Source organism: Streptomyces sp. NPDC005962 (assembly GCF_040629205.1).
Classification (GTDB): Bacteria; Actinomycetota; Actinomycetes; order Streptomycetales; family Streptomycetaceae; genus Streptomyces.
On record NZ_JBEXVE010000040.1, the window covers coordinates 15,453 to 39,993 of the forward strand.

Below are 24,541 nucleotides of genomic sequence, written 5' to 3' on the forward strand. Positions count from 1 at the left end.
CCCCGCTGTCGGCGGCCGACGTTAGCGTTGTCGCCATGGCTGCCCGTAGCTCCTCCCGTTCATCCGCCAAGGACCGGCCCTCCTACCGCTGCACCGAGTGCGGCTGGACCACCGCCAAGTGGCTCGGCCGCTGCCCGGAATGCCAGGCGTGGGGCACGGTCGAGGAGCACGGCGCGCCCGCCGTGCGGACCACCGCGCCCGGCCGGGTCACCTCGGCCGCCGTGCCCATCAGCCAGGTCGACGGCCGCCAGGCCACCGCCCGCTCGACGGGCGTGGCCGAGCTGGACCGGGTGCTGGGCGGCGGTCTGGTCCCCGGCGCCGTGGCACTGCTGGCCGGGGAGCCGGGCGTCGGCAAGTCGACGCTGCTGCTGGACGTCGCGGCCAAGGCGGCCTCCGAGGACCACCGGACGCTGTATGTGACCGCTGAGGAGTCGGCCAGTCAGGTCCGGCTGCGCGCCGACCGCATCGGGGCGCTGAGCGAGCACCTCTATCTCGCGGCCGAGACCGATCTGTCCGCCGTGCTCGGCCATCTCGACTCGGTCAAGCCGTCGCTGCTGATCCTGGACTCCGTCCAGACCGTCGCCTCGCCCGAGCTCGACGGCGCGCCCGGCGGCATGGCCCAGGTGCGCGAGGTGGCGGGGGCGCTGATCCGGGCGTCCAAGGAGCGCGGCATGTCCACGCTGCTGGTCGGCCATGTGACGAAGGACGGCGCGATCGCGGGCCCCCGGCTGCTGGAGCACCTGGTCGACGTGGTGCTGCACTTCGAGGGCGACCGGCACGCCCGGCTGCGACTGGTCCGCGGCGTCAAGAACCGTTACGGGGCGACCGACGAGGTCGGCTGCTTCGAGCTGCACGACGAGGGCATCACCGGCCTCGCCGACCCGTCCGGGCTGTTCCTCACCCGGCGCGCCGAGCCGGTGCCGGGCACCTGTCTGACCGTCACCCTGGAGGGCCGCCGGCCGCTGGTGGCCGAGGTGCAGGCGCTCACCGTCGACTCGCAGATCCCCTCCCCCCGCCGCACCACCTCCGGCCTGGAGACCTCCCGGGTGTCGATGATGCTGGCCGTCCTGGAGCAGCGCGGCCGGATCAGCGCGCTCGGCAAGCGCGACATCTACAGCGCCACGGTGGGCGGGGTGAAACTGTCGGAGCCCGCGGCGGACCTCGCGGTGGCGCTCGCGCTGGCGAGCGCCGCGAGCGACACCCCGCTGCCCAAGAACCTGGTGGCGATCGGCGAGGTGGGGCTCGCGGGCGAGGTCAGGCGGGTCACGGGGGTGCAGCGGCGGCTGTCCGAGGCCGCCCGGCTGGGCTTCACCCACGCCCTGGTGCCCTCCGATCCGGGCCGTGTCCCCGACGGTATGCGGGTGCTGGAGGTGGCGGACATAGGGGACGCGCTGCGCGTACTGCCCCGGCGCGAGCGCGCGGACCGGACCCGCGCGGACGCCCCCGACCAGGGGTGAGCCAGGGGGCGAACGCGGTGGTGAGCGGGGCGGTCCGGGCCGTGGGGGAAGCCGCGCTCCGCCCCCCGCCCGGGGGCGTACGCCGGGAGACCCCACGGGAGCCCGGGGACCGCCGGTAGACTTTGCCCTGGTCTCGCCCGTACGTGACCTCGTCAGCGGCGCGGGAGGGCGACTCGCGGCACCGATTCAGACCTTGTGACGGAGGAGTGCAGTGGCAGCAGGCGACCGGGCATCGAATCCCGGCAAAGCCGACAGTCTGATGCGTGCCACTCTGAGCGCCGTCGCGCCGGGCACCGCCCTGCGTGACGGCCTTGAGCGCATCCTCCGTGGAAACACGGGCGGGCTCATCGTGCTCGGCACCGACAAGACCGTCGAGTCGCTGTGTACCGGCGGCTTCATCATCGACGTCGAGTTCACCGCCACCCGGCTGCGCGAACTGTGCAAGCTGGACGGGGCGCTGGTACTCGACAAGGACATCAGCAAGATCGTGCGGGCGGGGGTACAGCTGGTCCCGGACGCGGCGATCGCCACCGAGGAGACCGGCACCCGGCACCGCACCGCGCAGCGCGTCTCCATCCAGACCGGGTTCCCGGTCGTGTCCGTCAGCCAGTCCATGCGGCTGATCGCGCTGTACGTGGACGGGCTGCGGCGGGTCCTGGAGGACTCCGCGGCCATCCTCTCCCGCGCCAACCAGGCGCTGGCCACCCTGGAGCGGTACAAGCTCCGGCTGGACGAGGTCGCGGGCACCCTCTCCGCGCTGGAGATCGAGGACCTGGTCACCGTCCGGGACGTCAGCGCGGTCGCGCAGCGGCTGGAGATGGTGCGGCGCATCGCCACCGAGATCGCCGAGTACGTGGTGGAGCTGGGCACGGACGGCCGTCTGCTCTCGCTCCAGCTGGACGAGCTGATCGCGGGCGTCGAGCCGGAGCGGGAGCTGGTCGTACGGGACTACGTGCCCGAGCCGACCGCCAAGCGCACCCGCACCGTCGCCGACGCGCTGGCCGAGCTGGACAAGCTCACCCACACCGAGCTGCTCGAACTCCCCGTCGTGGCCCGCGCCCTGGGCTACACGGGCTCCCCCGAGACCCTGGACTCGGCGGTCTCCCCGCGCGGCTTCCGGCTGCTGGCCAAGGTGCCGAGGCTGCCGGGGACGATCATCGAGCGGCTGGTGGAGCACTTCGGCGGGCTGCAGAAGCTGCTGGCCGCGAGCGTGGACGACCTGCAGATGGTCGACGGCGTGGGCGAGGCGCGGGCCCGCTCGGTCCGCGAGGGCCTGTCGCGGCTGGCGGAGTCGTCGATCCTGGAGCGGTACGTCTAGGCCCGCCCCGGAAACAGCGACGAGCCACAGCCCATCCGGCTGTGGCTCGTTCTTTTGCCGTCGTCAGTCCTTGGCGAGGACGAACGACACCTTGGCCGCGCCCAGGCCGTCCAGCTTCGCCTCGACCAGGTAGGTGCCGGGGCCCGCGGTCTTGCCGCCCTTCGGCGTCGCGCAGTGGGCGGCGGTGCGCTCGCGGTCCCAGTCCACGGTGCGCTTGGTCTCACCGGAGGCGGGCACCTCGATCAGGGCGGTGGCGGTGCCCTCGGGGCAGTCGTCCGAGGCCCAGATGTGCTCGTTGTCGGCGTCCGTGATGGTCAGCGAGGCGGCTGCCCGGCCGAAGTCCACCGCGCAGGAGCTGTTCGAGGAGTTCTTCACGGTGATTTCGAACGTCGGCTTCTCATCCGGCTCGTAGGAGTTCTTCACCTTCGCGTCCTTGACGCTGCGCACCGTCAGCTCGATGTCGCCGCGCTTGCACTCCGGCAGGCTCGACCCGACCGGCAGCCCCTGACCGTCCCCGTCGCCGAGTCCGTCGCCGGTGCCGCCGGAGGCCCCGGTGCCGCCCGTATCGCCCGAGCCGCCGCCGTCGGCGCCCGTGCCGCCGTCGCCGCCGGTGTCACCGGAGCCGGAGCCGGAGCCCGAACCGGAGCCGGAGCCGGAACTCGCACCGGGCCCCGCACCGCCGGTGTCCGACTCGTCGCGCCCGCCGGGGCGTTCGCTGTTCACCGGCCCGGAGGTGGTCGGCCCCGGGGTGATCGTGCGTGCGGGGCCGCCGCCCGGCCCCTTGCCCTCGTCGCTTCCGCCGCCGCCCGAACCACCCCAGCCGAAGGCCCAGATGACGAGCAGCCCGATGAGGGCGAGCAGGGCCAGCCCAACAGCCCTCCGCCGCCAGTAGATGGAGGAGGGAAGCGGCCCGATCGGATTGCGCAGAGATCCCACGCGGAAACTCTATGGGAGATCGGCCCCTACACCAGCCAATAACCGCCGCTGGACTCCCTACTTTTCTCATCATCCGACCGGATCGGCCACCTGGGCGACAACAGGGCGGGGGGCACCCGGTCACCCCTCGCACAAGCACACCGGAATTGCACCGTTTCGCACATATCTGCCCAGTGTCGACCCGAACGCCCGCGCCCTCGGCCCCATCGGGCGTTCCGCCGTGTCAGGATCGGATGTGATGACTGCCATTTCCGCCGCCCCGGCCGCCGCAACCCCGACCCCCGACGGTGCCGAGCTCCACCGGCCCGTCATCGACTGGTTCGACGCCCACGCCCGCGACCTCCCCTGGCGCCGCCCGGAGGCCGGAGCGTGGGGCGTGATGGTGAGCGAGTTCATGCTCCAGCAGACGCCGGTGAACCGCGTGCTGCCGGTGTACGAGCAGTGGCTCGCCCGCTGGCCGCGCCCCGCCGACCTGGCCGCCGAACCGCCCGGTGAGGCGGTGCGCGCCTGGGGCAGGCTCGGCTATCCGCGCCGAGCGCTGCGGCTGCACGGCGCGGCGGCGGCCATAAGGGAGCGGCACGGCGGTGACGTACCGCGGGAACACGCGCAGCTGCTCGCGCTGCCGGGGGTCGGCGAGTACACGGCGGCGGCCGTGGCCTCGTTCGCGTACGGACAGCGCCACCCGGTGCTGGACACCAACGTCCGCCGGGTGTTCGCCCGCGCGGTCGGCGGCACCCAGTACCCGCCGAACGCCACCACCGCCGCCGAGCGCAAGCTCGCCCGCGCCCTGCTGCCGGACGACGAGCGGACGGCGGCGAGCTGGGCGGCGGCCACGATGGAGCTGGGCGCGCTGGTCTGCACGGCCCGCACCCCCGAGTGCGCGCGCTGCCCCATCGCGGCGTCCTGCGCCTGGCGCGGGGCCGGTTCGCCGGAGCACGCAGGCCCGCCGCGGCGCGCCCAGACCTACGCCGGGACGGACCGTCAGGTGCGCGGCAAGCTGCTGGCGGTGCTGCGGGAGGCGATCGCGCCGGTTCCGCAGGCGTCGCTGGACAGGGTGTGGAACGAGCCGGTGCAGCGGGCCCGGGCGCTCGACGGGCTGGTCTCCGACGGTCTCGTCGAACCGCTCACGGGAGGCCTCTACCGGCTGCCGCTGACCTGACCGCCGACCTGACCCGAAAGCCCTTGCCACATCCCCGTTTCACGGCCTCATCAGGCAGTCTGTGACAGGGCTGTGACACTTCCAGGACCCGGTTCTGACACACCGTCGAACCGGGTTCCGCTGTTACACAACCTATGGACAGCTGTGCGTTTCCCGGGGTGCTGACGCACATGGCGCCGCAACAGCGCCTCCGTAGCGTCCTTCCCGTGCCGGGCGAACGACCGGCATCCAACGTGGGGAAGACAGCGGGATGGAGGCTGCGATGACCGGCAGCAGCGGCAAGGTTCTGGACTTCGAGGAGTACGTGCGCAACCGGCAGGACGCGCTTCTGCGCAGCGCCCGCCGACTGGTTCCGGACCCGATCGAGGCACAGGACCTTCTCCAGACCGCGCTCGTGCGCACCTACGGCCGCTGGGACGGGATAGCCGACAAGTCGCTCGCCGACGCCTATCTCCGCCGCGTCATGATCAACACCCGTACCGAGTGGTGGCGCGCCCGCAAGCTGGACGAGGTGCCCACCGAGCAGCTGCCGGAGGCCGCCGTCGAGGACGGCACCGAGCAGCACGCCGACCGGGCCCTGCTGATGGACATCCTCGGGGTGCTGGCTCCCAAGCAGCGCAGTGTCGTCGTGCTGCGACACTGGGAGCAGATGACGACGGAGGAGACGGCGGAGGCGCTCGGTATGTCGACCGGCACGGTCAAGAGCACGCTGCACCGGGCGCTCGCCCGGCTGCGGCAGGAGCTGGAGAACCGCGAGCTGGATGCCCGCGCGCTCGGCCGCGAACCGGTGGGCGAGCCCGCCGCCGCGAAGCCGCTCCGGGTCCGGAACCAGGTCCGGCGTGACCGCCAGGAGCGGGGGCAGGAACGGTGCGCGGCCTGATCAAGGCCTCTCCCAGCAGGACCGGCAAGACCAGCGGGACCAGCAGGACCGGCAGGACTGCCATGATCACCGGCGGCGCGGTCGTCGGCCTCGCGGCCGCCGGGGGCTGGATGCTGGCCGGATGCGGCTCCGGCAGCCAGGGCGTGCGGACGGAGGGCCCGGCGCGCACCCAGTGGACCTCACCGCCCTCCTCTCAGGACAAAGGCTCGTACGCGAGCGGCTCGACGACCAAGCCGCCTGCGGTGCAGAAGGCCGACGCGGTGCGGCTGATCAAAGAGGACCCGAAGGTCGGCCAGGACCTGAAGTCGCACCTCCAGCCGTGCACGGGCAAGTCGGCGAAGGCGCAGCCGGTCAAGGGCTACCCGGTGGAGGTGTCCCGGGGGAAACTGACCGGACCCGACACTTCCGATCTCGTCATCAACGTCACGAGCTGCGACGACGGCTTCGGTATCGGCTCGTATGTGTACCGCAAGGTGGGACAGCGGTACGAGAACGTCTTCACGGACGAGCAGCCGCCGGTCTACGCCGACGTCGTCAAGGGCGATCTGAGCGTCACCAAGCTCAGCTACGCCTCGGGGGACACCGTCTGCTGCCCCTCGCGCGAAGATGTGATCACCTACCGTTGGGCGGCGAGCAGGCAGGCGTTCACCGTGGTCCGGCACAAGCACACCGACTACAGCAAGAGCAGCCCCACGGAGGAGCCCGCCCCCAGCACCGCCGCGAAGGTAAGCGGCGGGGACGACGGAACGGAAGGCTGAACCAAGGCTGTGGCCGAAACCCATGTGCTCTTCGTCGAGGACGACGACGTCATCCGCGAGGCCACCCAGCTCGCCCTGGAGCGCGACGGGTTCCTGGTGACCGCCGCGCCCGACGGGCTGACGGGGCTGGAGTGCTTCCGCGCCGACCGGCCCGATATCGCCCTGCTCGACGTGATGGTGCCGGGCCTGGACGGGGTCAGCCTGTGCCGCCGCATCCGCGACGAGTCCACCGTGCCCGTGATCATGCTGTCGGCCCGCGCCGACTCGATCGACGTGGTGCTGGGCCTGGAGGCCGGGGCCGACGACTACGTCACCAAACCCTTCGACGGCGCCGTGCTCGTCGCCCGCATCCGGGCCGTGCTGCGCCGCTTCGGCCACGCCAGCGGCCCCGGCGGACGCGGCGGTGAGCAGACCGGCCCCGAGGAGCCCGAGGGCGGGGTGCTGCGCTTCGGCGACCTGGAGGTGGACCCGGAGGGCATGGAGGTCCGCAAGGGCGGTGAGCAGGTCGCGCTGACGCCGACCGAGATGCGGCTGCTGCTGGAGTTCTCGACCGCGCCCGGTACCGTGCTCTCCCGCGACCGGCTGCTGGAGCGGGTGTGGGAGTACGGCTGGGGCGGGGACACCCGGGTCGTCGACGTCCACGTGCAGCGGCTGCGCGGCAAGATAGGCCAGGACCGCATCGAGACGGTCCGCGGCTTCGGCTACAAGCTCAGGGGCTGAAGCGGGACCATGGTGAGACTCGCGCTCCGCTCCGGACTGCGCTGGAAGGTCAGCCTGGCCATCGCCGCGGTGAGCGCGCTGGTCGCCGTCGCGCTGAGCCTCGTCGTCCACAACGCGGCCCGGGTCTCGATGCTCGACAACAGCCGCACGGTGATGGACGAGCGGGTCAAGGTCGCCCAGAAGTGGTACGAGGAGTCCCGGGTGCTGGGCTTCGGCGCCAAGCTGGACGATCCGGTGCTCCCCGAGGACCTGCGGAAGTTCGCGGCGCGCGGGCAGCGCGCCACCTATCTGGAGGACTCCGGCACCGGCAGCCCCGAGGTGTGGGCGTCGGTGCCGCTGCGCGACGGCAAGGTGCTCTCCGTCCACACCCGCTTCCAGGACCGCTTCGCCGTCCTGGACGACCTGGACCGGGTGCTGATCCTCGGCTCGGTCTCCGTGGTGCTGGGCGGGATCGCGCTCGGCGTGCTCATAGGCGACCAGCTCTCGCGGCGGCTGCGCAAGGCCGCCACCGCGGCCCGCAAACTCGCCGAGGGCGACTCCGAGGTGCGGGTACGGGACGCCATCGGCGGCCGGGTGCGCGACGAGACCGACGACCTGGCGCGTGCCGTCGACGGCATGGCCGAGGCGCTCCAGGAGCGGCTGGAGGCCGAGCGCCGGGTCACCGCCGATATCGCGCACGAGCTGCGCACCCCGGTCACCGGGCTGCTCACCGCCGCCGAGCTGCTGCCCCCGGGCCGCCCCACCGAGCTGGTACGGGACCGGGCGCAGGCGATGCGCACGCTGGTGGAGGACGTCCTGGAGGTGGCCCGGCTGGACGGCTTCGCCGAGCGGGCCGAGCTCCAGGAGATCGACCTCGCCGAGTTCATCACCCGCCGGGTGCGCGTGGTGGCGCCGGACGCCGTGGTCACGGTGGACCGTGACGCCCACGTCTCCACCGATCCGCGGCGGCTGGAGCGCATCCTCGGCAATCTGCTGGCCAACGCCGCCCGGCACGGCAAGCCGCCGTTCGAGATCACCGTGGAGGGGCGGGTGCTGCGGGTCCGCGACCACGGGCCCGGCTTCCCGGAGGCGCTGCTGAAGGACGGGCCGAGCCGGTTCCGCACCGGAGCCAAGGACCGGGCGGGCAAGGGCCACGGTCTGGGCCTGACCATCGCCGCGGGCCAGGCCCGGGTGCTCGGCGCGCGGCTGACGTTCCGTAACGCGGACCCGGCGGCGGAGGGCGAGGACGGCGCGGTGGCGGTGCTCTGGCTGCCGGAGTCGGCGCCCACCAACACCGGCAGCTTCCCCGTCATCGACGTCCCGGACTGAGACGTACGCCGGACTGAGACGGGCTGATACCTGCTGCGCACGCGAGCCGCCCGCCCCTCGAGGAGGGACGGGCGGCTCGGGGCGCTACGGGGCTCGTACGCGTCAGACGGGTTCGGCGATCGGCGTCACATCGGCCCGGGAGTCATCGTCGGCGGTCTTGGCGGCGCCGGTGCGCAGCGGGACCTCCTTGATGAACCAGGCCGCGATGAAGCCGACGACGCTGATCACGGCGCCCCACAGGAACACCTGGTGCGCGCCGCTGGCCACGGCGTGGAGGTAGGCGTCCTTGATCGGCGGGGGCAGCTTGTGGATGCTGTCCGGGTCGAGCTGGGCGCTGCCGGAAGTGGCCGCCGCGGCCTTTCCGCCGCCCCGCTCGGCCATGGTGTCGTTCACCTGCCGGGTGAACAGGGCGCCGAGGATCGCGACGCCGAAGGAGCCGCCCAGGGTGCGGAAGAGGGTGGCGGAGGAGCTGCCGACGCCCATGTCCTTCATCTCGACGCTGTTCTGCGCGATCAGCATGGTCGTCTGCATCAGGAAGCCCATGCCCGCGCCGAGCACCGCCATGTAGATGCCGGAGGTGGTGCGGGTGGTCTCGGTGTCCATCTGCGCCAGCAGGAACATGCCCGCGGTGATCAGGAAGCCGCCCAGGACCGGGAAGATCTTGTACTTGCCGGTCTGGGTGGTGACCCGGCCCGCGATCAGCGAGACGGCCATCATGCTCAGCAGCATCGGGAGCAGCAGCAGACCGGAGTTGGTGGCCGAGGCGCCCTGGACGGTCTGCTGGAAGAGCGGCAGGAAGGTCATCGAGCCGAACATCACGAAACCGGTGAGGAAGCCGATGACGGTGACCAGCGAGAAGTTGCCGATCCGGAAGATGTGCAGCGGCAGGACGGGTTCGGCGACCCGCCTCTCGACGTACAGGAACGCGGCGAGCGCGACGACGCCGAGCGCGCCGAGCCCGAAGATCTCGACCGAGTCCCAGGCGTACTCGTTGCCGCCCCAGGTGGTGAGCAGCACGAGCGAGGTGATGCCCACGGTCAGCAGGGCCGCGCCGGTGTAGTCGATCCGTCCCTCGAATCGCTTCTTGGGCAGGTGGAGCACCGCGCTGATCGCGAACAGGGCGATCGCGCCGAGCGGGATGTTGATGTAGAAGATCCAGCGCCAGCCGAGGTGGTCGGTGATCGTGCCGCCGACCAGCGGGCCGCCGATCATGGCCACGGCCATCACACCGGCCATGATGCCCTGGTACCGGCCGCGCTCCCGCGGCGGGACCAGATCGCCGATGATCGCCATGACGCCGACCATCAGACCACCCGCGCCCAGGCCCTGGAGGGCCCGGAAGCCGATGAGCTCGCCCATCGTCTGGGCCATGCCGGAGAGGGCCGAGCCGACGAGGAACAGGCCGATGGAGGTGAGGAAGACGCCCTTGCGGCCGTACATGTCGCCGAGCTTGCCCCAGATGGGGGTCGAGGCGGCGGTCGCCAGGGTGTACGCGGTCACCACCCAGGAGAGGTGGTCGAGCCCGCCCAGCTCACCGACGATGGTCGGCATCGCGGTGCCGACGATCATATTGTCGAGCATCGCGAGCAACATCGCGATCATGAGGGCAAGGATGACCACGCTGGTGCTGCGGGTCTTCGGCTCCTTGCCCTTCTTGCCCGGGGTGGTCTGGGCGGTGCCCTGTGCGGGCAGGGAAGCGGGTGGCGCTTCACCTTCTGATTTCTTCTGGGACATGATCTCCACTCCCCCTGGTTACGACGAGCTCCGGTGACGCGCCACTTACTTGCCGCCCGGCTAGTTGAGTACAGTGGGAACGGTAAGACGTCTACTAGCCGGGCGTCAAGTAAGTTTTGTTCGGCCTGCTCAGAGGGCTGGCCCCACCCCCACAGGAGAGCATCTTGGGCACTGCACCGCGCCGGGGCGACACCCGTCAGCGCATCCAGGACGTGGCCCTGGCCCTCTTCGCCGAGCAGGGCTACGAGAAGACCTCGCTGCGCGAGATCGCCGAGAACCTCGACGTCACCAAGGCCGCGCTCTACTACCACTTCAAGACCAAGGAAGACATCGTCCTCAGCCTCTTCCAGGACCTGAGCAGGCCCCTCGACGAGCTGATCGCCTGGGGCGAGCGGCAGCCCCGCACCCTGGAGAGCAAGCGGGAGCTGCTGCGCCGCTACGGCGACGCGCTGGCCCACGTCGAACCGCTGCTGCGCTTCATGCAGGAGAACCAGGCGACGGTGCGCGAGCTGAGCATCGGCCAGATCTTCAAGGACCGCATGATCGCGCTGTCCGCCCTCGTCCGTGACCCCAAGGCCAGCCTGACCGATCAGGTCCGCTGCACCACCGCGCTGTTCAGCATGCACGCGGGGCTGTTCGTCATGCAGACGATCGAGGGCGACCCCGAGGAGAAGCGGCAAGCCGTCCTCGAAGTCGCCCTCGATCTTCTGACCCAGGCGCACGCGCCAGCGGAGCGCCTGGGCGGCCGGTAACGACGCCCGGCGGATACGGGTCGGACCTTGGCGCTGTGTCAGACCTTGACGTGCGTCAGACCTTGACGCCGTGCGCCCGCAGGAAGGTCAGCGGTCCCACGGCCGAGCCGTAGTTCGGCGTCGTACGGATCTCGAAGTGCAGATGCGGGCCGGTCGTGTTGCCGGTGTCGCCGGACAGCGCGATGTGCTGGCCGGTGGTCACGCTCTGGCCTATGCGCACGTCGATCCGGGAGAGGTGCGCGTACTGCGAGTACGTGTTGTCGTCGTGCTTGATCACGATGGCGTTGCCGTACGCCGGGCCGTCGCCGCCGCCGTTCGGGCCCGCCTTCACCACGACACCGGTGTGCGCGGCCCGCACCGGGGTGCCGGAGGGCACCACGAAGTCCTGGCCGCTGTGGTTGTGCGACCACAGGTTGCCCGCCAGGCCGAAGGAGGCGCCCAGGACGTACTTGGCGACCGGGGTCTCCCACGAGTCGGCCTTCTTGGCCTCGGCGGTCTTCGCCGGGCTCTGGGCCGCCGGGCTCTGGGCGGCCGACGCGTCCGCGGCGAACGTCACACCGGCGCCGAGCACGAGCGAAGCGCCCACACCCACGGCGATCACGGCGGCACGGGCGCGCCGGAGGGACGACGAATGCGAATGCGAATAGCGGCGGGTGGTGGCGCGCGGGGCCATAGGGGAGTACCTCCGGGAATGCGGGAAGACGACGCCCCTTGGTATCTGGTTCGCGCGATATGGCCAAGATGCGCCACTACTAAGCACTTCCGTAGTTCGCGCGCTTCCGGCACCCTTTCCGCCAGGGAATTCCACGGCCCCTGACCTCGCCTTTTGATCGACCCGGCCGCCATTCCTATATCCCGTAGTAGGTCCCGGAAGCGCTGTGCCGCATATCACCGTGCGGCGCGATCCGCGCTCCTTTCGCAAGGACTTCCGGGTGTCCGTTTCGGGACCAAAGTCCCGGCCCGCCGCTATGCTGTCCGGCCAGGAGCCACCACACCTAGGGGGAATGGGACGTGGATCCCGCAGTCATCGGCGCGCGCCTCGCGTCCAGCGCCGTCGCGCCGCTGGTCAAGAAGCTGTTCGTACCGGAGGGGCCGGGCGCCGGGCTGGTGGACCGGCCGGTCCGTATCTCCTCGCTCGTCTCCTTCCGGGGCGAGAAGCGCACGCTGACCGACAAGGACCTGCGCAAGCTCGCCGCCGAACTCGTCGAACGGGCCATGGCGGGGGCGGGTCCGGGCGAGCGGCCGATCCCCGCCGACGAGGCCGAGCCGCTGACCGACGCGCTGGCCAGGTCGCTGCACTCGCTGGGCGACCTGACCATGGACGACGTCCAGGCCGTGCGGTTCGGCCACCGGGTGCTGGCCAAGGATCTCCACTACAAGGCCGAGCTTCCCGACGCCCACCTCTCGCTGAACGCGTCCCGGCTCTACCGCGACCTCCTCGACACCGCCTGCCTGCACATCCTGCACTTCTTCACCCAGCGCTCGACCTTCGTCGCCCGCACCCTGGTCGAGCAGAGCGGCCAGCTCACCGAGCTGATAACCAAGATCGACATCCTGATCGAGCGGCTTCCGTCCCAGTCCGCGCAGGACGCCGCCTTCGAGCGCCGGTACGCCGACTACACGGTCAAGAAACACGGCACGCTGACCATCGTCGGCATCGACCTCAGCCACTCCGAGGCCACCTGGCCCCTGGACGCCGCGTACCTCAGCCTGGAGGCCGTCTCCCAGGACGACGAACGCCCCCTCGGCGGGGAGGGCGGCGCCCCGCTCGCCGCCCTCCCCGCCGACCGGGCCCTCTCCGGCCACGAGCGCGTCCTGCTGCGCGGGGTCGCGGGCTCCGGCAAGACCACCCTCGTCCAGTGGCTCGCCGTCTCCGCCGCCCGGCAGGAACCGCCGCGCGGGCTGGAGCAGCTGATCGGCCGCGTCCCCTTCGTCCTCCCGCTGCGCACCATCGCCCGCCAGGACGCCCTGCCCTCCCCCGCCCGCTTCCTGGCCTCCGTCCACAGCCCCCTGGACGCCGCCCAGCCGACCGGCTGGGCCGACCGCGTCCTCACCGCCGGGCGCGGGCTGCTCCTCATCGACGGCATCGACGAGATCCCCGAACGCGACCGGGAACGCACCCGCGCCTGGCTGGCCGACCTGCTGATCGCCTACCCGGGCAACCTGTGGCTCGTCACCTCCCGCCCCTCCGCCGTCGCCGACGACTGGCTGGCCGCGCAGGACTTCAGCGAGTTCGCGCTGTCCCCCATGAGCCGCGACGACATGACCGCGTTCATCGACCGCTGGCACGACGCGGCGCGCCAGACCTGCCGTGACGACGACGAGCGCGCGGCCCTCGGCGCGTACCAGGCCGCCCTGCACACGGCCGTCCGCACGAAGCAGGACCTCAGCGGGCTCGCCACCAACCCCCTGATGTGCGGCCTCATCTGCGCCCTCCACCGGGCCCGCCGGGGCTACCTCCCGCCCGGCCGCAAGGCCCTCTACGACGCGGCGCTGTCGATGCTCCTGACCCGCCGCGACACCGAACGCCACGTCTACGCCCCCGGCGACATCCAGCTCGACGAGGAGCCGCAGATCCAGCTTCTCCAGCGGCTGGCGTACTACCTGATCCGCAACGGCGAGGCCGAACTCGACCGCGACCGCGCGGAGACCATCGTCGCCGAGGCCCTGCCGTCCGTCCCGGCCGCGCAGGCCCTGGGCGACGCCCCGCGCATCCTGAACCACCTGCTGCTGCGCAGCGGGCTGCTGCGGGAGCCGTCGGTGGGCACCGTGGAGTTCGTCCACCGCACCTTCCAGGACTACCTGGGCGCGAAGGCGGCGGTGGAGGCGTGGGACGTCGGCCTGCTCGTGAACAACGCCCACGACTCGCAGTGGGAAGACGTCATCCGCATGGCCGTCGCGCACGGGCGCCCGCGCGAACGGGCCGAGCTGCTGGGCAAGCTGCTCGACCTGGCCCGCAGCAAGAACTCTCAGTCCTCACTGCGGCTGTTCCTCCTGGCCATGGCCTGCCTCGACCACGCGCCGGACCTGGAGCCGGAGATACGGGAACAGGTCACCCGGCACGCCATGGGGTTCATCCCGCCCCTGGACGTCCAGCGCGCCCGGGAACTCGCCACGGTGGGCCCCCTCGTCCTGGAACTCCTCCCGCCTCCGCAAGGCCTGACCGACCAGCAAGCGGAGTACTGCGTCGTGACGGCCTCACGCATCCCCGTGGACGCGGCCATCCCCTACCTGGCCCGATTCGCCGACCACCCCGCGACCGCCGTACGCGCACAGCTGGCGTCCAGCTGGGGGCGGTTCGACACCGAGCGCTACTTCACCGAGGTCATCCTCCGCCTTGGCCGGGAGGGCCTGTACTTCGTGGCCGAGTCCCTGGAGCACCTGCGCCTGCTCCAGGACACCGGGCCCCGCCCGCATCTGATCCTGCGCGGCCACGTCGGCGAGGACGACCTCAGGGACCGCCTCCGCGGCGAGGAGGTCACCCGGCTGCGGCTGGAGGGAAACGAGGCGGTCGCCGACCTCGGCGCCCTCAGCCACCTCACCCACCTCGAAACGCTGTATCTGAACGGATGCCCCGAAGCCCACGACCTGACCCCGCTCTCCGGACTCCCCCTCCGCACCCTGGTCTACGTCCCGCCCGGCGGCGAACCGTTCCCCCGAGGCCTGGCCACGCTGCGCACACTCGACCAACTGAAGATCAGCTTCGGCGAGCACCCGCCCACGCGGTTCGGCTTCCCCCCGGAGATCACCTGGCTCGACCTCTTCGTCAGGGGAAACACCATCGACACCACCTGGCTCGCCACCACCTGCCCCCGCCTCCGCCACCTGAACGTGGCGTTCGCCGCGACACCCGGTCACCCCGTCGACCTGGCCCCGCTCTCCACACTCCCCGACCTGGAGACGGTCACCGTCGTCGACGCCCCGGTAACCAACCCGGACGCGCTCCCGGGCGTCACCGTGAACGAGGGCCGGCCGCTCGACGACGGGGAAACCGGATGAGAGCCGAAGGGCGCACCCACTACCGTCCCGGCCATGACCGACGACGACTGGCTACGCCACAACCGGGCGAACTGGGACGACCGGGTCCGGGTCCATGCCGGCAGCGACTTCTACGATCTGCCGGGGTTCCGCACCGGCGCCTGCACGCTGCGCCGCTTCGAGCTGGACGAGGTCGGGGACGTCGCGGGTAAGCGGCTCGTGCATCTGCCGTGCCACATGGGACAGGACACGCTGTCCTGGGCCCTCCGTGGGGCTGGGCACGTCACCGGGCTGGACTTCTCCGAGGAGGCCATCCGTACCGCGCGCGGGCTGGCCCGGGACGTCGGGCTCGGCGAGGACCGGGCGCGGTTCGTCGCGGCGGACGTCTACGACGCGGCCGCGGCGCTCGGCGGCGAACGGTTCGACGTCGTGTACACCGGGCCCGGTGCGCTGTGCTGGCTGCCCGACGTCCCGCGCTGGGCGCGCGTCGTGGCCGGGCTGCTGAACGACGGCGGGGTGCTGTACCTGGCGGAGTTCCACCCGTTCACCGAGGTGCTGGGGGACGACGGGAAGAGCGTCGAGGTGGACTACTTCGACGACCGGGGCGCGACGTGGGACGAGCCGCACACGTACACCGACGGGCCGCCGCTCACCCGCACCGTCTCCGTGCAGTGGCAGCACCCCCTGGGCGACGTGGTGACCGCCCTCGCCCAAGCGGGGCTGCGGATCGAGTTTCTGCACGAGCACGACACCACGCTTTTCGCGCGCTATCCGGCACTGGAGCGGACCGGCCCCGCCGAGAACCCCACCTTCCGCTTCCCCGCAGGGCATCCCCGGGTGCCGCTGATGTACTCGATCCGGGCGACGAAGTGGTGAGCCTGCGGGTGCTCACGGCGGAGGACTGGGTGCTGTGGCGGGAGGTGCGGCTCGCCGCGTTGGGGGAGGCGCCGTATGCGTTCAAGGCCACGCTCGCGGACTGGCATCGCGGTGGTGAGGAGCGGTGGCGGGCCCGGTTGGAGATGCCGGGGGCGTTTCACGTCGTCGGCGTCGAGGACGGCCGCGCCGTCGGAGTGGCAGGCGGGGTGCCCGGGGAGGGCGGGGTGCGGGAGCTGCGGTCCGTGTGGGTTGGCCCTGATGCGCGCGGTAGCGGGCTGGGGGACCGGCTGATCGGGGCGGTCGAGGGCTGGGCGCGGGCGTCGGGGGGTGAGACGCTCACGCTCGCCGTGCTCCCGGGCAACGCGGCCGCCCTCGCCCTCTACCGGCGTCATGGGTTTGTGGACCTGCGGTTCGACGGCGTGACCGGGGAGCGGGTGATGGTCAAGGCGCTTCGTCCGGCTGGGGGCGGACGGTGAGGATCTGTTGGGCGTGGCCCACGGGGCCGTTCAGGTCGTGGAGGACGGTGCTGGTGATGCCCTGGCCGGTGGGGCCGAAGGTGACCGTGGTGTCCAGGCCGGTCCAGCGGCCTTCGGGCTGCCGGTGGAGGTGGAGGGTCAGGTCGACGTTGGGGAACATCCAGGCGGTGGGCGACTGGCGGACGGCGATGCCGTTGGCGGTGTCCACGAGGGCGACGTAGGACGCCAGCGGGCTCGCCTCCTCTCCGGCGACCAGGCCCACCCCGGTGGAAACCCAGACGGTCGCGCGGCCCGGCCGCGGCGGGGTGACCGGCCGGGAGTCCAGGGAGGCGATGAACCCGCCGGGCCAGAGGCTGGACATGGCCCAGGGCGCGAGCGCGTCGGGCGGGGTGAGGGGCTCGGCGCCGCCGCCCGCGACGGCGCCGGTGTCGAGGGTGGTCAGGAGCCAGGCGCGGGCCCGGACCACCGGACGACCGGCTATGCGCACGGTGGCTTCGATCAGTTCGATGGTGCGGCCGGGCCGGAGGGTCTCGACCTGGATCTCGCACTCGTCGAGGGCGAGGCGCCCGAGGATGTCGAAGCTGACGCGGCTCAGGACCATGCCGCTTCCCGGACCGTCCGGGCGCGCGGCCAGATGGCGGTCGATGGCGTGGACGATCAGGCCGCCGAGCGGGCTGAAGTGCTGTTCGTCGGTGGCCCACGCGCCGCTCACATGGTGGGTGGGCCGGTAGCGGTGCTCGGCGGTGCGCTCGAAGTAGCTGTCCAACGGGGTCCTCCTCGACAGGGGTTGACGAGTCCTACCGTAGAGGTGAGGGAGGATCTTCCCCATGGATGACGTAGACCGCAAAATTCTTGCCGAGCTACAGAAGGACGGGCGCCTCACCGTCACCGAACTGGCCGAGCGCGTCCGTCTCAGCCTCTCGCCCTGTCACCGGCGGCTGCGCGCCCTGGAGCGCTCCGGCGCGATCAGCGGCTACCGCGCGCACCTCGACGCCCACGCCCTCGGGCTCACCTTCGACGCCCTGGTCTTCATCACGATGCACGACGCGACCCGCGACACCGTCGCCGCCTTCGAGGAGGCCGTCGCCGCGATCCCCCACGTCCTCCAGGCGCAGCGGCTCTTCGGCGACCCGGACTATCTGCTGCGCGTCGTCACCCGCGATCTGCCGGCCTTTCAGGAGCTGTACGACGACCGCCTCGCCACGCTCCCCGGCGTGCAGCGCCTCAGCTCCACCCTGGTCATGAAGGACGTCGTGGTGGACCGGCCGCTGCCCCTGTGAGCCGGGGCCGGGGCCGCCGGGACCCGGGCCGCTGGGTCCCGGGCGGCTGGTGCGCACAGGAGCGCACCTTCGTGGAGGCGATGACGGTGTCCAGGCGGTCGCGGGCGTCGGCCAGCTCGCCCAGCTGACGGTCGATACGGTCGCGCTCGTCGAGCAGCAGTTGCAGCATCGCCGGGGTCGCCTCACCGGTGTCGACGCACGGCAACAGCCGCACGATGGTCCGGCTCGGCAGTCCCGCCGCGTACATCTGCTGGATCAGATGGACGCGGTCGACCGCGCTCTCCGGGTAGTGCCGCTGGCCGCTGGCGCTGCGCGCCGGGGTGAGCAGGCCCTGCTCCTCGTAGTAGCGCAGCGCCCGTACGCTCACCCCTGCCCTGGCGGCCACTTCACCGATGCGCACCCGTGCCTCCCAGCGATATTTGCCTCTGACGTCAACGTCAGGTTTTAGCTTAGCTCCCGCGCAACATCATCCTGTTTCGAGGAGCATTCACGTGTCTGCCAGCAGCGCCGCCGCCGACCGCGCGGCCCAGATTCTGTCCCGCCCGTTCACCCTGGGCGGGCTCACCGTGCCGAACCGCGTCGCCATGGCGCCGATGACGCGCCAGTTCTCGCCGGGCGGCGTCCCCGGTGACGACGTGGCGCGGTACTACGCGCGCCGGGCGGCCGGCGGGGTCGGGCTGATCGTCACCGAGGGTACGTACGTCGGTCACGACGCGGCCGGGGACAGCGACCGGGTGCCGCGCTTCCACGGGGAGGACGCGCTGACGGGCTGGAAGAACGTGGTGGAAGAGGTGCACCGCGCGGGCGGCCGCATCATGCCGCAGCTCTGGCACGTCGGGGTGACGCGCGCCGAGGGCTCGGGCCCGTTCCCCGAGGCCCCGACGGTCGGCCCGTCGGGCATCGGGCTGGACGGCGACCCGGCGGGCCGGGCCATGACCCAGGACGACCTGGACGCGGTGATCGCCGCCTTCGCCGACGCCGCGGCGGCCGCCGAGCGCACCGGCTTCGACGGCATCGAACTGCACGGCGCCCACGGCTATCTGATCGACGAGTTCCTGTGGGAGCGCACCAACCGCCGCACCGACGGCTACGGCGGCGACCCGGTGGCCCGTACCCGGTTCGCCGCCGAGATCGTGGCCGCCTGCCGGAAGGCCGTCTCCCCCGGCTTCCCGATCGTCTTCCGCACCTCGCAGTGGAAGGCGAACAACTACGACGCGCGGCTCGCCGCCACCCCGCAGGAGCTGGAGGCGGTCCTCGCCCCGCTCGCGGACGCCGGGGTGGACGCCTTCCACTCCTCCACCCGCCGGTACTGGGTGCCGGAGTTCGAGGACTCCGACCTGAACCTCGCGGGCTGGACCAAGAAGCTCACCGGCAAGGCCACCATCAGCGTCGGCTCCGTCGGCCTGGACAAGCAGTTCGACCCCTCGTCGTTCCAGGGCGGGACCCGGATCGGGGTCGCGGGCATCGAGAAGCTGCTGGACCGGCTGGAGCGGGACGAGTTCGACCTCATCGCGATCGGCCGCGCCCTGATCGCCGACCCGGAGTGGGTCCGGAAGGTCCTCTCCGGGGACACCGAGGCGCTGATCCCCTTCAACGCCGACCAGCTCCAGAACCTGCACTGAGCCCCGGCCGGTGACCCGGGGAGTGCCCCGGGTCACCGGTTCGGCCGTATCGCAATGGCCCGCTTTCCACCTCGCTGCGACGATTGACCCGATTGGCGCCACCTTGACGGCGTCCCGGATCAGGCAGGGAGAGCGGGTCATGGCGAAGCGGCTGCATGTGGGCAATCTCAGTTACCAGACCACGAAGGACGACCTGGAGAAGGTGTTCGGGCAGTTCGGCGAGGTGATGGACGCGACCGTCATCACCGACCGGGACACCGGGCGCTCACGCGGGTTCGGATTCGTGGAAATGGCGGACATGGAGGCCGAGAAGGCCATGGCCCAGCTGGATGGCCAGGAGATGAACGGACGGTCCGTCACCGTCACAGAAGCGCGGGCGGTTTCACGCGGCGGGCGGTGAACGGGGCGAGCCGACGGCGGCGGACGGCACGGCGGCGAGCGCCGCGTGAGCGTGCCGTTCGCCACGTATCGCCGCTAGGACTTGCGGGCGGAGCAGTGTGGCGTGGTGGTATTGGTCGATGCGATCCCCCACACGCATATCTTCACCTCGTCCCCAAAACCCTCACAGCGGCTCGGACCCCGGCGAGTCGCACGGCTCGCAAGGCCCGCACGGCGGCTCGCACAGCGGCTCGCGCCCCGAGGCGCACGACGACGCGCACCGCGCGGCGCCGGGCACCCCGTACAACAACCCGTACGAGGAACTCGGCCAGCTGGCCGATCCGTACGACCCGGACGACCCGCTCGGCCTCGGGCTGAAGCCGGATGACGACGACACCGCCGACCTCGGCGGCGCCGGCGGCACCGGCAAGGACGGCCCGGGCGGGAACGACGGCGAGCCGTGGTCGCCGCCCGACCACGGCCGCTCCCGGCGCGGCCGGCGGCGCGGGCGCGGGCGCTTCAAAGCGGTGCCGCTCACCGCGAAGCTGATCATCGGCGTGCTGGTGCTCGCGGTGATCGCGGTGCTGGCCGACCGAGTCGCCGTCATGTACGTGGAGCGCAAGGCCGAGGCCACGCTGCAGAAGAAGCTCAAGCTGGCCACGGCCCCCAACGTGACCATCCACGGCTTCCCGTTCCTCACCCAGGTGATGGACAAGAAGCTGCAGCAGGTCGACGTGGCGGTGCCCGATGTGGCGGCCGACCGCGTCTCGCTCGCCAAGGTGAACGTCAAGGCCCAGGGCATCCGGCTGAACGCCGATCTGCCCACGTCCATCAAGGGCGCCGTGGTGGACCGCATGAAGGGCGACGTCCTGCTCGCCTTCGAGGACCTGGACCGGGAACTGGGCGCCTCGCAGGTGCGGTTCCGGGCGTTCGGGCCCAACTCGGTGCGCGCGGACGGCAAGCTGCCGGTCGCCGGGCAGGATGTGTCGCTGCACGCGATGGCCCACATACAGCGCCAGGGAGACCGGGGGATCTCCACCGAGGTGACCGGCATGCGGCTGGAGATCCCCGGGATCGCCACCTACCGGCCGGGCAAGAACGCCGGGCTGCGGCTGCACCCGAAGGCGGCCAAGCAGATCAGCGACGACACCGCGAAGGCGAGGGCGCTGCTGGCGGTGCCGTCGGTGGCGCAGCGACTGGGGATCGCTCCCGAACCGGCCGGGCGGGCGCGCCAGGACGACCGGCAGCTGGACAAGATCACCAAGTCGCCGAAGTTCGTGCCGTCGCTGACGAAGGTCAACCTCGTCGACGTGACGAACGAGCACCCCGAGCTGATCAAGAAGCTCGGCATCGACCCGACGGTGGCCGCCGCGCTGACCAAGTACAAGCTGCCGGAGCTGTCGGAGAAGCTGTCGCTCTCCTTCCAGCTCCCGGAGAAGGCCAAGGGCATCAAGATCCAGAACATCGGGGTGAAGCCGGACGGGATCGTGGCCGACCTGACCGGCAGCCAGATGGGCTTCGGAAAGCGGCCATAAAGCGCCGTACGCTGGGGACATGAGAATTCTCAAATAGCGTTTCAGCTCTTCGGGGATCAGTACGGGCATCAGAAGGGGCCGGTGGCAGCACGCCACCGGCCCCTTCCGCATGCCCGTACGCGTGTATGCCCGTACGCGCGAGGGACGCGCGCGGGCACACGGCGGTTCCAGGGATCTCCTGAGAAATCCGTCAGACGGCTCTGGGCAAACGCACAGCGGAGTCCGAACTCCCTCACGGATAGCCCTCCTAATGTTTTCCGTGTCGAAGCCGAACGGCCCAGACAAAAGAAAAAGAATCGCTGGAATCGCGAGAGGAAAACATCATGAGCTTCAAGAAGATCGCCCCGGTCAAGCCCGCCCGCAAGCCCGCGCCGGGCAAGAAGAAGCACCCGAAGCCGGCCCCGAAGCCCCCGAAGAAGCAGCACCGTCGCCCCATCGGTGGCTGACCCACCACCCCCTGAAAGGCGGGCCCGCGGCAACTGCGCCGCGGGCCCGCCTCGGCCGTTTCCGGACCCGGGAGACCCCACGTGACCTCAACCCCGCCCCAGCCCCCGCCGCCGCCCTCTTATGACGACCAGGCCACCATGCAGCTGCGCATGGTCGTGGCCGATCCCGTCACCGGCGGCGGCCGGCACCGGCGCCCCGGGCGGCCCCGCCCGTACGGCCGCCATCAGCGGGCGGTGCAGCCGCTGCCCGAGGAGTACGTGTACGTCCCCGCCGCCGAGGACGGCCACGAGGCGGAGCCGACCGCTCCGCAGCTTCCGGCGCGGCTGGCGTTCCGCCGGTTCTGGCCGCTCACCAAGGGCGACCGCCGCTGGATCGTGCTGATCTGCGCCTGTGTGGTCGCCGCGGCGCTCGCCGAGACCGCCGCGATCCTGCTCTTCTCCGACCTCACCGACAACGCCCTGCGGCAGGGGTCGCTCAGCGCGTTCTGGAGCCCCGCCGCGCAGTGGCTCGCGGTCGCCGTCCTCGGCGCGGGCGTCGGCTACGCCGGTAACTCGCTCGCCGTCTGGACCGCCGAACGCTTCGTGATGCGGCTGCGGGCCCGGGTCTTCGGGCACGTCCAGGACCTGCCGCCGCACTTCTTCTCCCGCCACCGCCAGGGCGATCTGCTGGAGCGGCTCACCGGGGACATCGACGCCATCGAGCAGATGGTGGTGTCCGGGGTGGTGGGCACCGTATCGGCCATCTTCAGCACCGTCTTCTTCTCGGTCGCCGCCTTCACCCTGCGCTGGGACCTGGCGCTGGCCACCTTCGTCCTCGCGCCGCTGTTCTGGCTGGCCGCCCGGCGCTTCTCCAGCCGCATCAAGACGGTCGCCCGGGAGGAGCGGGTCGCCGACGGCGCCATCACCTCCGTGGTCGAGGAGTCGCTGAGCAACGTCGTGCTGACGCAGGCGTACAACCGCAGGGCCGCCGAGGAGGACCGGCTGCGGCGGGAGGCGTGGGCGTGGATGCGGGCCTCGGTGTCCGGGGCGCGGATGAGCGAGCTGTACGAGCAGCTGGTCGAGGTCATCGAGACGCTGTGCGTGCTCGCCGTCATCGGGCTGGGCGCCTGGGAGATCTCCCAGGACCGGATGACGATCGGCCAGCTGCTCGCCTTCGCCGCCTTCCTCGGCTACCTCTACCCGCCGATCCGCAACCTCGGCCAGCTGGGCCTGACCCTCACCGCCGCGACCGCGGGCGCCGAACGACTGCTGGAGATCCTCGACGCCGAACCCGCCGTGCGCGATCCCGCGCCCGGGGCGGGCGTCGCGCCGTGGCGGGTGCACGGCACGGTGGAGTTCGACCGGGTCGCCTTCCGGTACCCGGGCGCCGAGCGCCCGACCCTGGCCGGGGTCTCGCTGACCGCGCGGCCGGGCGAGTTCGTCCTGATCACGGGGGCGAGCGGGGCGGGCAAGTCGACCGTCTCCAAGCTGCTGCTGCGCTTCTACGACCCGGGCGAGGGCTACGTACGGCTGGACGGGGTGCCGCTGCACGCCGTACCCCTCACCTTCCTGCGCGACCACGTGACGCTGCTGCCGCAGGAGACCCTGATCCTGCACGACACGATCCGCGAGAACATCGCCTGCGGACGGCCGGACGCGAGCGACCACGACGTCGTCCGGGCGGCGCGGGACGCGGCCGCGGACGAGTTCATCCGCGCCCTGCCGGACGGATACGACACCCGGATCGACCCGCACACCGCCCAGCTGTCGGGCGGTCAGCTCCAGCGGATCGCGATCGCCCGGGCGATGCTGCGCAACGCACCCGTACTGGTCCTGGACGAGCCCACCACCGGCCTCGACGCGCTGGCCGCGCGGCGCGTGGTGCGGCCGCTGCGGCGGCTGATGTCGGGCCGTACGACGATCATGATCACCCACGACCTCAACCTGGCCCCGGACGCCGACCGCATCCTCGTCCTCGACCACGGCCGCCTCGTGGAGACCGGCACCCACCGCGAACTGCTCGCCCTGAACGGCGCCTACGCCCGCCTCCACGGCTCCCAGAACAGCCCCCTGACGGACACCGGTTCGCACCCCACGGTGCAGCTCGGCCCGTCGGTCTGAGGTGCGGAGGGCTTTCTCCCACCCGGCCCCCGCGCCCAGAGCCCGGCGCGGGGGCCGGGGCGTCAGTCCGCGCGGAGCACGTAGCCCACGCCGCGGACCGTGTGGACCACGCGCGGTTCACCGGCCGCCTCCGTTTTGCGGCGGAGGTACATCACGTACACGTCCAGCGTGTTGGACGACGGCTCGAAGTCGAAGCCCCAGATGTCGCGGAGGATCGCGGCGCGGCTGAGGACCTGGCGGGGGCGGGACAGGAAGAGCTTCAGCAGGGCGAACTCGGTCTTGGTGAGGTCGAGTCGGCGGCCGGAGCGGGTGACCTGGCGGGTGAGGGTGTCCAGGGTCATGTCGTCGAAGGCGAGCCGGGCGTCCGGCGCCGGGGGCGGGGTACGGACGGGCGGCTCGCCCAACGGCACGGCCGCCCGGCCCCGGCGCAGCAGCGCGCGCACCCGGGCCAGCAGTTCTTCGCACGCGTAGGGCTTGGTGAGGTAGTCGTCGGCGCCGTTGTCGAGGCCGACGATGCGGTCGCCCACGGAGTCCCGCCCGGTGACCATCATGATCGGAAGGGTGCGTCCGGAGGCCCGGACGCGGCGGACCACCGCCAGCCCGTCCAGGCCGGGCAGCGCCACGTCGAGCAGCACCAGGTCGGGCGGCTCCTCGTCGACGCGGCGCAGCGCAGCGAGGCCGTCCCCCGCCGTCTCGACCTCGTAGCCCTCGCGCCGCAGGGCTCTGCCGATGGCTTCGCGTACCGAGGGCTCGTCGTCCACGACCAAGATCCGGGAAGTCTCGTGCATGGGGCCCAACCTGGTGCCCGAGGCTGTGGGTCCGCTGGGT

23 protein-coding genes are annotated in these 24,541 nt (G+C 71.7%); 17 read left to right on the plus strand and 6 right to left on the minus strand.

All coding sequences use genetic code 11. The features are described from left to right. Window positions 1-35: 35 nt before the first annotated feature. Window positions 36-1,457 carry a DNA repair protein RadA gene (gene radA / locus ABZ370_RS39545; protein ID WP_358631874.1) on the plus strand — a complete coding sequence of 474 codons (1,422 nt, stop codon included), beginning with the start codon at window positions 36-38 and terminating at the stop codon, window positions 1,455-1,457. 259 nt (window positions 1,458-1,716) lie between these two features. Beyond that, entirely contained in the window at window positions 1,717-2,775 is a 1,059-nt protein-coding gene (gene disA, locus ABZ370_RS39550; protein WP_358631877.1) for a DNA integrity scanning diadenylate cyclase DisA, read from the plus strand. A gap of 63 nt (window positions 2,776-2,838) precedes the next feature. Here disA and ABZ370_RS39555 read toward each other — a convergent pair whose 3' ends face one another. After that, entirely contained in the window at window positions 2,839-3,711 is an 873-nt protein-coding gene (locus tag ABZ370_RS39555; protein ID WP_358631880.1) for a hypothetical protein, read from the minus strand. A gap of 238 nt (window positions 3,712-3,949) precedes the next feature. Here ABZ370_RS39555 and ABZ370_RS39560 point away from each other — a divergent pair, with 238 nt between their 5' ends. The 5 genes from ABZ370_RS39560 (at window position 3,950) to cseC (ending at window position 8,536) form a co-directional block, all read left to right on the plus strand. Next, window positions 3,950-4,870: an A/G-specific adenine glycosylase gene (locus tag ABZ370_RS39560; protein WP_358631883.1), complete on the plus strand. Its 921-nt coding sequence runs from the start codon at window positions 3,950-3,952 to the stop codon at window positions 4,868-4,870. 262 nt (window positions 4,871-5,132) lie between these two features. Beyond that, on the plus strand, window positions 5,133-5,750 hold the full coding sequence (locus ABZ370_RS39565) for a SigE family RNA polymerase sigma factor (RefSeq protein WP_358631886.1): 618 nt from the start codon (window positions 5,133-5,135) through the stop codon (window positions 5,748-5,750). Then, on the plus strand, window positions 5,738-6,508 hold the full coding sequence (locus ABZ370_RS39570) for a hypothetical protein (RefSeq protein WP_358631889.1): 771 nt from the start codon (window positions 5,738-5,740) through the stop codon (window positions 6,506-6,508). Before ABZ370_RS39565 ends, ABZ370_RS39570 begins: the two co-directional genes overlap by 13 nt. A 9-nt stretch (window positions 6,509-6,517) precedes the next feature. Then, on the plus strand, window positions 6,518-7,228 hold the full coding sequence (cseB, locus tag ABZ370_RS39575) for a two-component system response regulator CseB (RefSeq protein WP_358631892.1): 711 nt from the start codon (window positions 6,518-6,520) through the stop codon (window positions 7,226-7,228). A gap of 9 nt (window positions 7,229-7,237) precedes the next feature. Continuing rightward, window positions 7,238-8,536, plus strand: coding sequence for a two-component system sensor histidine kinase CseC (gene cseC / locus ABZ370_RS39580; protein ID WP_358631895.1), 1,299 nt, complete (start codon window positions 7,238-7,240; stop codon window positions 8,534-8,536). A 102-nt stretch (window positions 8,537-8,638) separates the two neighbouring features. Here cseC and ABZ370_RS39585 read toward each other — a convergent pair whose 3' ends face one another. Then, window positions 8,639-10,270: an MDR family MFS transporter gene (locus ABZ370_RS39585; protein WP_358631898.1), complete on the minus strand. Its 1,632-nt coding sequence runs from the start codon at window positions 10,268-10,270 to the stop codon at window positions 8,639-8,641. 164 nt (window positions 10,271-10,434) lie between these two features. Here ABZ370_RS39585 and ABZ370_RS39590 point away from each other — a divergent pair, with 164 nt between their 5' ends. Then, window positions 10,435-11,022, plus strand: a complete 588-nt coding sequence (locus tag ABZ370_RS39590) for a helix-turn-helix domain-containing protein (RefSeq protein ID WP_358631901.1) — start codon at window positions 10,435-10,437, stop codon at window positions 11,020-11,022. A gap of 55 nt (window positions 11,023-11,077) precedes the next feature. On the opposite strand, the gene ABZ370_RS39595 is transcribed toward ABZ370_RS39590, so the two are convergent. Further along, window positions 11,078-11,695, minus strand: a complete 618-nt coding sequence (locus ABZ370_RS39595; protein WP_358631904.1) for a M23 family metallopeptidase — start codon at window positions 11,693-11,695, stop codon at window positions 11,078-11,080. Between the two features lie 338 nt (window positions 11,696-12,033). Between ABZ370_RS39595 and ABZ370_RS39600 the strand changes: the two genes are divergently transcribed. Genes ABZ370_RS39600 through ABZ370_RS39610 form a run of 3 tightly spaced genes read left to right on the plus strand, consistent with a single transcriptional unit; the run spans window position 12,034 to window position 16,352 of the window. Beyond that, the gene (locus ABZ370_RS39600) at window positions 12,034-15,021 is read left to right on the plus strand and encodes an NACHT domain-containing protein (RefSeq protein WP_358631907.1); all 2,988 of its coding nucleotides are present in this window, start codon (window positions 12,034-12,036) and stop codon (window positions 15,019-15,021) included. A gap of 33 nt (window positions 15,022-15,054) precedes the next feature. Further along, window positions 15,055-15,876 carry a class I SAM-dependent methyltransferase gene (locus tag ABZ370_RS39605; protein WP_358631910.1) on the plus strand — a complete coding sequence of 274 codons (822 nt, stop codon included), beginning with the start codon at window positions 15,055-15,057 and terminating at the stop codon, window positions 15,874-15,876. After that, window positions 15,870-16,352: a GNAT family N-acetyltransferase gene (locus ABZ370_RS39610; RefSeq protein ID WP_358631913.1), complete on the plus strand. Its 483-nt coding sequence runs from the start codon at window positions 15,870-15,872 to the stop codon at window positions 16,350-16,352. Before ABZ370_RS39605 ends, ABZ370_RS39610 begins: the two co-directional genes overlap by 7 nt. Here the strand turns inward: ABZ370_RS39610 and ABZ370_RS39615 are convergent. Further along, window positions 16,318-17,181 carry a thioesterase family protein gene (locus ABZ370_RS39615; protein ID WP_358631916.1) on the minus strand — a complete coding sequence of 288 codons (864 nt, stop codon included), beginning with the start codon at window positions 17,179-17,181 and terminating at the stop codon, window positions 16,318-16,320. The genes ABZ370_RS39610 and ABZ370_RS39615 overlap by 35 nt on opposite strands. Here ABZ370_RS39615 and ABZ370_RS39620 point away from each other — a divergent pair. After that, window positions 17,180-17,632, plus strand: a complete 453-nt coding sequence (locus ABZ370_RS39620) for an Lrp/AsnC family transcriptional regulator (protein ID WP_358631919.1) — start codon at window positions 17,180-17,182, stop codon at window positions 17,630-17,632. The genes ABZ370_RS39615 and ABZ370_RS39620 overlap by 2 nt on opposite strands. Here ABZ370_RS39620 and ABZ370_RS39625 read toward each other — a convergent pair. Next, window positions 17,592-18,032 carry a MerR family transcriptional regulator gene (locus ABZ370_RS39625; RefSeq protein ID WP_358631922.1) on the minus strand — a complete coding sequence of 147 codons (441 nt, stop codon included), beginning with the start codon at window positions 18,030-18,032 and terminating at the stop codon, window positions 17,592-17,594. The two genes, ABZ370_RS39620 and ABZ370_RS39625, sit on opposite strands and share 41 nt — an antisense overlap. Before the next feature lie 91 nt (window positions 18,033-18,123). On the opposite strand from ABZ370_RS39625, the gene ABZ370_RS39630 reads away from it, so the two are divergent. From ABZ370_RS39630 to ABZ370_RS39650, 5 genes are all read left to right on the plus strand, one after another. Continuing rightward, a complete protein-coding gene (locus ABZ370_RS39630; protein WP_358631925.1) occupies window positions 18,124-19,254 on the plus strand; it encodes an NADH:flavin oxidoreductase in 1,131 nt (376 codons plus the stop codon). Between the two features lie 139 nt (window positions 19,255-19,393). Continuing rightward, window positions 19,394-19,654 (plus strand): RNA-binding protein, encoded by a 261-nt coding sequence (locus ABZ370_RS39635; RefSeq protein ID WP_358631928.1) that lies wholly within the window; start codon window positions 19,394-19,396, stop codon window positions 19,652-19,654. Window positions 19,655-19,772: 118 nt separating this feature from the next. Then, entirely contained in the window at window positions 19,773-21,167 is a 1,395-nt protein-coding gene (locus ABZ370_RS39640; RefSeq protein WP_358631931.1) for an LmeA family phospholipid-binding protein, read from the plus strand. Between the two features lie 323 nt (window positions 21,168-21,490). Beyond that, complete coding sequence (locus ABZ370_RS39645; RefSeq protein WP_358631934.1) at window positions 21,491-21,613, plus strand: hypothetical protein; 123 nt, start codon at window positions 21,491-21,493, stop codon at window positions 21,611-21,613. Between the two features lie 138 nt (window positions 21,614-21,751). After that, window positions 21,752-23,713, plus strand: coding sequence for an ABC transporter ATP-binding protein (locus ABZ370_RS39650; protein ID WP_358632087.1), 1,962 nt, complete (start codon window positions 21,752-21,754; stop codon window positions 23,711-23,713). Window positions 23,714-23,775: 62 nt separating this feature from the next. Here ABZ370_RS39650 and ABZ370_RS39655 read toward each other — a convergent pair whose 3' ends face one another. Beyond that, complete coding sequence (locus ABZ370_RS39655; protein ID WP_358631936.1) at window positions 23,776-24,501, minus strand: response regulator transcription factor; 726 nt, start codon at window positions 24,499-24,501, stop codon at window positions 23,776-23,778. Between the last annotated feature and the right edge of the window lie 40 nt (window positions 24,502-24,541).

Excerpts from the sequence above, each read along its gene's own strand:
- ABZ370_RS39565 (WP_358631886.1), top strand. The coding sequence starts at position 5,133 with ATGACCGGCAGCAGCGGCAAGGTTCTGGACTTCGAGGAGTACGTGCGC.
- ABZ370_RS39615 (WP_358631916.1), bottom strand. The coding sequence starts at position 17,181 with ATGGGGAAGATCCTCCCTCACCTCTACGGTAGGACTCGTCAACCCCTG.
- ABZ370_RS39620 (WP_358631919.1), top strand. The coding sequence starts at position 17,180 with ATGGATGACGTAGACCGCAAAATTCTTGCCGAGCTACAGAAGGACGGG.
- ABZ370_RS39645 (WP_358631934.1), top strand. The coding sequence starts at position 21,491 with ATGAGCTTCAAGAAGATCGCCCCGGTCAAGCCCGCCCGCAAGCCCGCG.
- ABZ370_RS39640 (WP_358631931.1), top strand. The coding sequence starts at position 19,773 with ATGCGATCCCCCACACGCATATCTTCACCTCGTCCCCAAAACCCTCAC.
- ABZ370_RS39635 (WP_358631928.1), top strand. The coding sequence starts at position 19,394 with ATGGCGAAGCGGCTGCATGTGGGCAATCTCAGTTACCAGACCACGAAG.
- ABZ370_RS39585 (WP_358631898.1), bottom strand. The coding sequence starts at position 10,270 with ATGTCCCAGAAGAAATCAGAAGGTGAAGCGCCACCCGCTTCCCTGCCC.
- ABZ370_RS39595 (WP_358631904.1), bottom strand. The coding sequence starts at position 11,695 with ATGGCCCCGCGCGCCACCACCCGCCGCTATTCGCATTCGCATTCGTCG.
- ABZ370_RS39655 (WP_358631936.1), bottom strand. The coding sequence starts at position 24,501 with ATGCACGAGACTTCCCGGATCTTGGTCGTGGACGACGAGCCCTCGGTA.
- radA (WP_358631874.1), top strand. The coding sequence starts at position 36 with ATGGCTGCCCGTAGCTCCTCCCGTTCATCCGCCAAGGACCGGCCCTCC.
- ABZ370_RS39650 (WP_358632087.1), top strand. The coding sequence starts at position 21,752 with ATGCAGCTGCGCATGGTCGTGGCCGATCCCGTCACCGGCGGCGGCCGG.
- disA (WP_358631877.1), top strand. The coding sequence starts at position 1,717 with ATGCGTGCCACTCTGAGCGCCGTCGCGCCGGGCACCGCCCTGCGTGAC.
- ABZ370_RS39605 (WP_358631910.1), top strand. The coding sequence starts at position 15,055 with ATGACCGACGACGACTGGCTACGCCACAACCGGGCGAACTGGGACGAC.
- ABZ370_RS39560 (WP_358631883.1), top strand. The coding sequence starts at position 3,950 with ATGACTGCCATTTCCGCCGCCCCGGCCGCCGCAACCCCGACCCCCGAC.
- cseC (WP_358631895.1), top strand. The coding sequence starts at position 7,238 with ATGGTGAGACTCGCGCTCCGCTCCGGACTGCGCTGGAAGGTCAGCCTG.